At 72.7% G+C, this 8,377-nt stretch carries 8 protein-coding genes; 4 read left to right on the plus strand and 4 right to left on the minus strand.

From position 1 onward, the window contains the following. Together Q1N79_RS23745 and Q1N79_RS23750 are read left to right on the plus strand one after the other, a co-directional pair. Positions 1-187: hypothetical protein (locus tag Q1N79_RS23745; protein WP_300612573.1), on the plus strand; the 187-nt coding region annotated here is incomplete at its 5' end. Positions 188-790: 603 nt separating this feature from the next. Beyond that, a complete protein-coding gene (locus Q1N79_RS23750) occupies positions 791-2,200 on the plus strand; it encodes an alkaline phosphatase family protein (protein ID WP_300612575.1) in 1,410 nt (469 codons plus the stop codon). Positions 2,201-2,233: 33 nt separating this feature from the next. Here Q1N79_RS23750 and Q1N79_RS23755 read toward each other — a convergent pair whose 3' ends face one another. After that, the gene (locus tag Q1N79_RS23755; RefSeq protein WP_300612577.1) at positions 2,234-2,512 is read right to left on the minus strand and encodes a hypothetical protein; all 279 of its coding nucleotides are present in this window, start codon (positions 2,510-2,512) and stop codon (positions 2,234-2,236) included. Between the two features lie 10 nt (positions 2,513-2,522). Here Q1N79_RS23755 and Q1N79_RS23760 point away from each other — a divergent pair, with 10 nt between their 5' ends. Next, positions 2,523-3,572, plus strand: coding sequence for a YncE family protein (locus tag Q1N79_RS23760; protein ID WP_300612579.1), 1,050 nt, complete (start codon positions 2,523-2,525; stop codon positions 3,570-3,572). Positions 3,573-3,584: 12 nt separating this feature from the next. On the opposite strand, the gene Q1N79_RS23765 is transcribed toward Q1N79_RS23760, so the two are convergent. Further along, positions 3,585-4,403: an SDR family NAD(P)-dependent oxidoreductase gene (locus Q1N79_RS23765; RefSeq protein ID WP_300612581.1), complete on the minus strand. Its 819-nt coding sequence runs from the start codon at positions 4,401-4,403 to the stop codon at positions 3,585-3,587. Between the two features lie 64 nt (positions 4,404-4,467). Next, positions 4,468-6,738 carry an MMPL family transporter gene (locus Q1N79_RS23770; protein WP_300612583.1) on the minus strand — a complete coding sequence of 757 codons (2,271 nt, stop codon included), beginning with the start codon at positions 6,736-6,738 and terminating at the stop codon, positions 4,468-4,470. A gap of 181 nt (positions 6,739-6,919) precedes the next feature. Between Q1N79_RS23770 and Q1N79_RS23775 the strand changes: the two genes are divergently transcribed. Then, positions 6,920-7,255 (plus strand): hypothetical protein, encoded by a 336-nt coding sequence (locus tag Q1N79_RS23775; protein ID WP_300612585.1) that lies wholly within the window; start codon positions 6,920-6,922, stop codon positions 7,253-7,255. An 8-nt stretch (positions 7,256-7,263) separates the two neighbouring features. On the opposite strand, the gene Q1N79_RS23780 is transcribed toward Q1N79_RS23775, so the two are convergent. Further along, a partial coding sequence (locus Q1N79_RS23780; RefSeq protein WP_300612586.1) for an acyl-CoA dehydrogenase family protein occupies positions 7,264-8,377 on the minus strand: 1,114 nt, incomplete at its 5' end.

Below are 8,377 nucleotides of genomic sequence, written 5' to 3' on the forward strand. Positions count from 1 at the left end.
GGCGCTGACGACCTCGCGCAGGCGGCGATCACCCGGCTACACGCACTGGGGCCGGGCCAGGAACGCCGTCAGCGTCGACGCGCCGCTGCCGGGCAGCGCGGAACTGGGCGGGGTGCTCGGAGTGCTCGCGCGGACCCAATTCCTCGGCACGAATCCGGCCGCGTGGACGACCGCGCCGCTGGGCTAGTGAGCCGGCCGTGAGTGCTGCGGTCACCACGTGAGCGGTCTTCGGTCACAGAAGGTGCCGGCCGTGGCCGCTGGCCCCTTTGCGGCGCAGGGCAGGTCACGGGCCAACCCCGCCAGCGGCGGGCACATAGCGGACATTCCCCCGTCCAGCGGTGAACCACCTACCGGAAACCGCCCATGGACCATGATCATGAAGCGCATCCCCCGGGCGGGCACGCCAGCGGCACGGGCGGCAGGGGACGGCGGGGGGTCACGGCCGGGCACAGATCCGGCTCATCCGCGGGCACCCGTGCCGGGCAGCCGCGACCGCCGCGCGCAGATGCCTGAGTCAAGCGTCAGGCCTCATCCCCTGGGCAGTTAATTCAGGCATCCCGCCGGGCGCGCGACGCAGGGGGGCGCAGGGTACACGCGGGGCCCGGCGGCGGGGGACACCGCGCCGCACCCGGGGCAGCCGGGACAGCGCGGGGCCGGGGCAGGCGACTGCACGCTGACCCCGCAACCGGGGACCGGCTCACTAGCGCCCGAAGCCCGCCGCTGGCACACTGACGGTCGAAGCGTCCCATAGGCGGGCACGACGTCCGTGACGGCTGCAGCGGGAGGCCCGATGGACAGGACCGGCACTAGCCAGGCCAGCGCGACCGGCGACATCGCCGGAGCGCCCGCGGGCCCGGCACGGCGCGGGGTGCTGAAGGGGCTCGCCGCGGTCACCGCCGCGCCCGCCGCGTGGGCGCTGGCGGGCGGCGCCAGCGGAGCGGCGCCGCGCGAGCCCGGCTCGCTCCCCTACCCGGACCTGGCGCCGGGCACCGACACGATCCCGCAGCTCGAGCACGTCGTCGTGCTGATGATGGAGAACCACTCCTACGACAACAAGCTGGGCATGCTGGCCAGGCCCGGCGCGGACGGCTTCACGCTCGGCGCGGACGGCAAGCCCACCGCCAGCAACCCTTACTCCGGCGGGGCGAAGATTCAGCACGCTTTCCGCATGCCGACCACCTGCCAGCTGTCCGGGAGCCCGACCCAGACCTGGGAAGCGAGCCACACCTCCTACGACGGCGGCAAGAACGAGGGCTTCGTCGAGGCCTCCGGCGCGGTCGCCATGGGCTACTGGCAGCAGGCCGACCAGCCGTTCTATTACTCGCTCGCGTCGGTCTTCCCGATCGCGGACCGCTACTTCTGCTCGGTGCTCGGGCAGACCTGGCCGAACCGGCGCTACCTGATGGCGGCCACCTCGCTGGGCATGGTCAACGACGACCAGGCATTCGACCTGGCCACGTATCCGAAGAACGGCACGATCTTCGACGCGCTCAACGCCCACGGCATCAGCTGGCGGGACTACTGGTCGACGACACCGTGCACGCTGCTGTGGCCGTACCTGTTCGTGAAGGACCCGCTGAACTCGCTGCGCCTGAAAAAGATCGACCAGTTCTTCACCGACGCGGCCGACGGCACGCTGCCAGGCTTTTGCATCGTGGAACCGGACTACGTCACCACCTCCGAGGAGGACCCGCAGAACATCGCCCAAGGCGAGGCGTTCGCCGCCAAGGTCATCGACGCGGTGATGACCGGGCCGAAGTGGGGCAGCACGGCGCTGATCCTGAACTACGACGAGCACGGCGGCTACTACGACCACGTGCCGCCGCCCAAGGCCGTGCCGCCGGACGACATCCAGCCCCAGCCCCTGCTCGGCGGGCCGAAGTACGACGGCTTCGGCCGCTACGGCTTCCGTGTCCCGTGCGTGGTCGTGTCCCCTTGGGCGCGCCGGGGCTACGTCTCGCACAACGTCTTCGACCACACCAGCGTCCTCAAGCTGGTCGAGACCAAGTGGAACCTGCCGGCACTGACCCGCCGGGACGCGAACGCCAACAACATGCTCGACATGCTCGACCTGTCCGGCCCCGCGTTCGCCACCCCGCCGGCCCTGGCAAAGCCGCTCGTCGACACCGACTCCGCCGCGCTGGCCTGCAACACCAGGGGTCCTGGCACGATTCCGCCCGCCGGCTCGGTCACCGGCTGAGCTCAAACCGGTTATCCCGAACGGACCGTGGCATTACGATGACGGCATGCGGCCTGCCGGGACGGGGGCGCGCGCGGCGGCGATGTGCTGTGTCGCCGCGCTGATCGTCTGCGCGGGGTGCACCTCGTCGTCCGCGCATCCGTCAGCGCCAGGGTCCGGCGCCAGCACGGCGGCCGCCCGGCCCGCGGCTACGGTCGCCGCCTCCCCGGCTCCTCCCCCGCTCCCTTCGCGGGCGCTGACGTCGCCGGGCTGCGCGACCACCGTGTCCAAGTCCCCCGCGCTGACCGCGGTCCGCACCGCGATGGTCGGCATTAAGGGCGCGATGGTCGACACCAGGGCCGCGATGGCCGGCATCGAGGCTATGCCGTTCGGTGTCGCGGTGACCCCCGGCGGGCACTGGGCGTTCGTCGCCGCTGCCGCCTCGATCGAGGTGCTGCGCGTGGGCGCCGCGCTTGCCCCCGTTCCGGTCAGGACCATCCCCGTGGCGCCGGCCAGCCCGCTCGGCGAGACGATCACCAGCGACGGCCGGTACCTGCTGGCGGCCGACGGCACCGGCGCGGTGGTCATCAGCGTCGCCCGCGCCGAACAGGGCACGGCCGGCGCGGTGCTGGGCACGCTGCAGGCGCCGGCCAGCGCGGCCGGCGCGGGCGGCGCCATCGAGGTCGCGGTCTCCCCTGACGGCGCTTACGCGTTCGTCACCCTGGAGGACGCGCACCGGGCGGTGGTGTTCAACCTCGCCAAGGCGCTCGCCCACGGCTTCGGTCCCGCCGACTACGTGGGCAGCATCCCGCTCGAGCTGGCGCCGGTCGGCATCGCCGTCTCCCCCGACGGGCGCTGGCTCTACGCGACGAGCGAGGGCGGCGGCGATGGCGCCGACACGGGAACGCTGACGGTGGCCGACCTGGCGCGGGCGGAGACGGATCCCGCCACGTCGGTGGTCGCCACCGTGGACGCTGGCTGCGAGCCGGTCCGTGTCATCACGTCGGCGGACGGGACGCAGGTGTGGGTGACCGCGCGGGCCAGCGATGACCTGCTGTGCTTTGCCGCGGCCCGGCTGACCTCGGATCCGGCGCGCGCCCTGGTGGCGATCGTCCGGGTGGGCGAGGCCCCGGTCGGGCTGGCCGCCGCCCGCGGCGGCTCGCTGATCGTGGTCGCCGACTCCAACCGGTTCGACGTCACCGGACAGAGCGCGAACCTGGACGTGGTGAACGTGGCGGCCGCGCTGGCCGGACGGCCGGCGGTCATCGGTCACATCCGGTCGGGGCTGTTCCCCCGCGACATGGCCGCTGACCCGGACGGGACGGTGCTCGTGTCGAACTACGGCTCGGGCGAGCTCGAGGCGGTCGACGTGGCGAGCATCCCGGCCGGCTAGGCGTGCCCGGCCCTACAGCCCCGTGAGCTTCTCGGACAGCTCGCGCAGCTGACGGCGCGCCGCGGGGTCATAGGCCTGGTCGTCCGCGCGGGCCTCGTCCAGGCCGTTGAAGTACCTGCCGGTGCCCGTCTGCTCGGCCGGCGCGGCGATCAGCCGCATCGTCGCCTCGGCGCCCTGGGCGATCGTGCTGATCGGCGCGGCGTGGGAGAGCTTGGTCGGCATGAACGTCGCCGGGTGCAGCGCGTTGACGCTCACCCCGGTGCCGTCGAGCTCGGCCGCCAGGTCGAAGGTGAACAGGATCTGCGCGAGCTTGCTCTGCCGGTAGGCGCGCAGCCCGTCGTAGTCCTCGGTCAGCATGACGTCGCCGAAATCGATCGCCTGCTGCCCGAGCGAGGCGACATTGACGATCCGCGACGGCGCCGACGCGCGCAGCAGCGGCAGCAGCAACCGGGTCAGCGCGTACCCGGCCAGGTAGTTGACCGCGAACCGCAGCTCGTACCCGTCGGCGCTCTCCTGCCGGACGCCGCCGCCTGGGTTCGCGGTGCCGACGCCGGCGTTGTTGACAAGCACGTCGAGCCGCGGTTCGGCCGCGGTCACCGCCGCCGCGAGCGCGCGCACCCCGGCGAGGCTTTCGAAGTCGGCCTGGTAGGCGCGCAAGCGGTCGGCAGAGCCGTGCGCGGCGACCTCGCGGACGGTGTCCGCGATCCGGCCGGGGTCGCGGCCGTGCACGAGCACCGTGGCTCCGTCGCGGGCGAGGTCGGCGGCCAGCGCCCGCCCGAGCCCGTCCGTCGCGCCGGTAACAAGGACGACTTTCCCGTCAAGCGATGCCATGGGCCTCACTGTCCCATGCCACCCGGGCGGCGGCAAGCCCGCGGCGGCGGCCGCGGGCATCGGGCTAACGCGCCTGCGGCTTGTCGTTCGCGACCGGCTCGTCCGGCGTGACGCGCTCAGCGCTGGCGGCCGGCCGCGGCTCGGGCACCGCGACAGAGCTCTCCAGCTGCAGGTTGGGCACCACCGGCGCCAGCCAGCGCGGCAGCCACCAGGCGTGCGAGCCGAGCAGCGACATGATCGCCGGGACCAGGATCATCCGGACCAGGGACGCGTCGATGAGCACCGCGAACGCCATCCCGATCGCGAGCATCTTCACCGTCGGGTCCGGGTTAAGCACGAAGCTGGTGAACACCGCGATCATGATGAGCGCCGCGGTCGTGATCACCCGGGCCGTCGCCCCGATCCCGATCGCGACGCTGCGGTGCGCGTCCCCCGTGGTCAGCCACGCCTCGTGCACCCGGGACAGCAGGAAGACCTCGTAGTCCATCGACAGCCCGAACACGATGCAGAACACCAGCATCGGCACGTAGGCGGGGATCGGCAGCGTCGATTGCAGGCCGATCACGCTCTTGCCCCAGCCCCACTCGAAGATCGCGACGATGACGCCGTACGCCGCGCCGATCGACAAGATGTTGAGCACGGCCGCCTTGGTCGCGATCACGATCGACCGGAACGCCGCGGTCAGCAGGAAGAACGAGATCGCGACGACGGCGACGATCAGCCATGCCAGCCTGCTGGTGATCTGGTTGGTGAAGTCGACGGCCCCCGCCGTCGTGCCGGTCACGTAGCTGGTCGCGTGCTCCTTCGGCAGCACGTCGTCGCGCAGCGTGCTGACCAGCGCGGTGGTCTGCGTGGCCTGCGGCCGGGTGGTCGGGATCACGTTGAACACCGCGGTTGTGCCGGCGGAGTTGACTGACGCGGGCGTGACCGAGGCGACGCCGGGAGTCTTGGCGATGTCGGACTGCATGGTGGACAGCAGCGAGCTGTTCGCCGAGCTCGACTGGTTGGGGAGTTTCACGACGACGGTCAGCGGCCCGTTGACGCCGACGCCGAAGCCCTGCGAGATCAGGTCGTAAGCCTGCCGGCTTGTGCTGGACGTCGGCTGTGTCCCGTTGTCCGGCTGGCCAAGCGTGATCGAGAACAGCGGGATCGCCAGCACGACGAGCACCGCGAGTGCGGCGATTCCCCATGGCCAGGGCCGGTCGCTTACCATCCGCCCCCATCGGGCGAACGCGCTGTGCTCGTGCTGCTCGTGCGTGGCCGCGGCGGTCTGCGCGGCCTGCTGCCGGGCGGTCAGCCCGGCCTTGCGCGCCCGGACACGGGCGGTCACGGCCCGCACGCTCTCCCCGGCGAGCCCCATGAACGCGGGCACCAGGGTCAGCGCCGAGATCATCGTGACCACGACGACGATCGCCGCGGCCAGGCCGAGCGAGCCGACGAAGCCGACCCCGGAGATGTACAAGCCAAGGACGGAGACGGCGACCGTGCTGCCCGCCACCACGATCGCGGCTCCTGACGTGCCCGCGGCGCGCCGGATCGAGCGCACGGCCTCCATCCCGTTATCCAGCTGCTCGCGGTTCCTGGCCACAAGGAACAGCCCGTAGTCCACGGCGACCCCGAGCCCGAGCAGCGTCGCGATCGTCGGCGCCGTGGTCGGGAAGGTGATCACGCGGGCCAGCAGCCCGAGCAGCGCGAGGCCGGACAGCACGCTGAACAGGGCCGCCACTAGCGGGATGCCGGCCGCGATCAGCGAGCCGAACATGATCAGCAGCAGCACCAGCGCCAGGGCCAGGCCGATGACCTCCGAGGAGAGGTCCTTGGTCTGCTGGCCGATCTCGCCGGCCCCGGCGCCGTAGGCGACCTGCAGGCCCGCCTTCGTGGCGGGCGCCACCGCGTTGTTCAGCTTGTCCAGGTAGGCGGTGTCCAGCGAGTCCGGGTTCACGCTCCAGGACACGCTGGCGTACGCGATCGTGCCGTCCTTGGACACGGCGCCGGTGTCGGCGGAGGCGAACGGGCTGACCGCCTTGATGACATCGGGCAGCTTGGACACGTTGGTGACCGACTGGTCGACCGCCGACTCCTGCGCGCTGACCGTGCCGCTCCTGGCGTGGAAGACGATCTGCCCGCCGTACCCGCCCTGCTGCGGGAACGTGCTGTTCAGCACGTTGAGGCCGGTCGCGGAGTCGCTACCGGAGATCGTGTAGTTGTTGACGTACTCGCCGCCGAACGCGTGCTTGGCGCCGAGCAGGCCGCCGAGGACGGCCACCCAGCAGATGATGAAGACCCAGTGTCTTCTGGCGGCGACGCCGCCGAGCTTTTCGAGCAGCAGATTCAAGGCCCTGTCCCCTTCCCCCAGCGGTGAGCTGCGCGGGACAGCCGCACGGATTGTGCCCGCCAGGGGGCGGGCCTGGCATCACCCACCGTGGGTGACGTCGGCGGCGGAGCGGGACTGTGGTCAGGGCGCCGAGTCTGGGTAGGGATGTCAGTGACGGATGGTGCTGGCGAGGAGGCCAGCCATGATCGAGGCAGTGAAGACGACGGCATCGCCGACGGCGATATGGGTCATCGTCGTGGTCGCCGTGGTGTGCCTGGCGATCTGGCTGGGCGGGATCTTGTGGCTCGGAGAGCATCCGCTGTGGGCGCATCACATGGAGACCGACATGCCCGGTCCCGTGCTCGGCGGGGTCCACGTGGCAGAGGGCGGCCGCAGCGTCTCCCCGAACCGGGAGGCCCCTGCGACGTTCACCGAGCCGCCTGCGCAGGTGCCGTCGCAGCGGACCGGTGTGGCCGACCAGCCGGAGCACAGCGGCGCCGGGCAGGGCGCGGCCGGGCGGCGTGCGGGCGGGGCGTAGCGGCCCGGTTACGCCCCAGGGGCCGGGAGATTCACCAGGGCCGCGAGGGCATCGCGGTGCGCGCCGGGCGTGCCGAAGGCCACCGACGCCGCCTTCGCCCGCTTGAGGTACAGGTGCGCGGGGTGTTCCCAGGTGAAGCCGATCCCGCCGTGCAGTTGCACGCACTCCTGGGCGGCGGTCACCGCGGCCTCGCAGCAGGACGACTTCGCGAGCGCCACCGCGACCGGGGTGTCCGGGTCGCCGGCGGCCAGGCAGGCCGCCGCGTACCGCGACGCCGCCCGAGCGAGCGTGATCGTGGTCCACAGGTCGGCGAGCCGGTGCTTGAGCGCCTGGAACGAGCCAACGGGGCGGGCGAACTGACGGCGTTCCCGCACGTAGGCCACGGTCATGTCCAGGCACCGCTGTGCCACGCCGAGCTGCTCGGCGGCGATGACCGCGGCGCCGGCGGTCAGCCCCGCGCCGACCGCCGCCTCGGCGGCGGCGCCGACCGCGACCTGGCGCGCGGGGGCGTCGTCCAGCGACACGTCGCACAGCTGCCTGGTCATGTCCAGCGACACCATCGGCGTGCGGTGCAGGCCCGGCGCGCCGGCTTCGACCAGGTACAGGCCGTTCGGGACGCCCTCGGCCGGCACCAGGAGCACGTCGGCGGGCAGCGCGTCAGGCACCGCCGGCACGGTCCCGCGCAGCGTCACGAGTCCGGCCGCATCGGATCCGGCTACCCGCACCTGGTCCGGGAACGGCCCGCCGGGGCGCGTGGCGGCCGACACGGCGAGCACGGCCGTCACGGCGCCGTCCGCCAGCCGCCGCAGCAGGTCCGCGGCAGGCGAGGCGGGCGGCGGGTTGGCGGAGGCCGCGCGACCCGGGGAGACGGCCGCCGCTCCAGGAGGTCCAGGGGTCGTCCCCCCGGGGGAGACAGCGTCCATGGCCGCGCGGAGCAACACCGCGGTCGCGACGGCCGCGCTGCCCAGGTAGGGGATGGGCGCCACGGCGGCGCCGAATTGTTCGGCCGCGGCGGCGAGCTCGCGGTAGGAGGCGCCCGCGCCGCCGAGCGGCTCGGGGATCAGCAGGCCGGCGATGCCGATGTCCACTGCCACCGCGCGCCAAAGGCCCGTGTCGCAGGTT

The sequence above is a fragment of the Trebonia sp. genome, from assembly GCF_030042015.1.
In the GTDB taxonomy this organism is placed as follows: Bacteria; Actinomycetota; Actinomycetes; order Streptosporangiales; family Streptosporangiaceae; genus Trebonia.

What these genes read in the sequence shown, in the direction of transcription:
- Q1N79_RS23750 (WP_300612575.1), top strand. Translation starts at nt 791, where the DNA reads ATGGACAGGACCGGCACTAGCCAGGCCAGCGCGACCGGCGACATCGCC.
- Q1N79_RS23755 (WP_300612577.1), bottom strand. Translation starts at nt 2,512, where the DNA reads ATGCCGACCATCGCGGTGCGGACCGCGGTCAGCGCGGGGGACTTGGAC.
- Q1N79_RS23760 (WP_300612579.1), top strand. Translation starts at nt 2,523, where the DNA reads ATGGTCGACACCAGGGCCGCGATGGCCGGCATCGAGGCTATGCCGTTC.
- Q1N79_RS23765 (WP_300612581.1), bottom strand. Translation starts at nt 4,403, where the DNA reads ATGGCATCGCTTGACGGGAAAGTCGTCCTTGTTACCGGCGCGACGGAC.
- Q1N79_RS23775 (WP_300612585.1), top strand. Translation starts at nt 6,920, where the DNA reads ATGATCGAGGCAGTGAAGACGACGGCATCGCCGACGGCGATATGGGTC.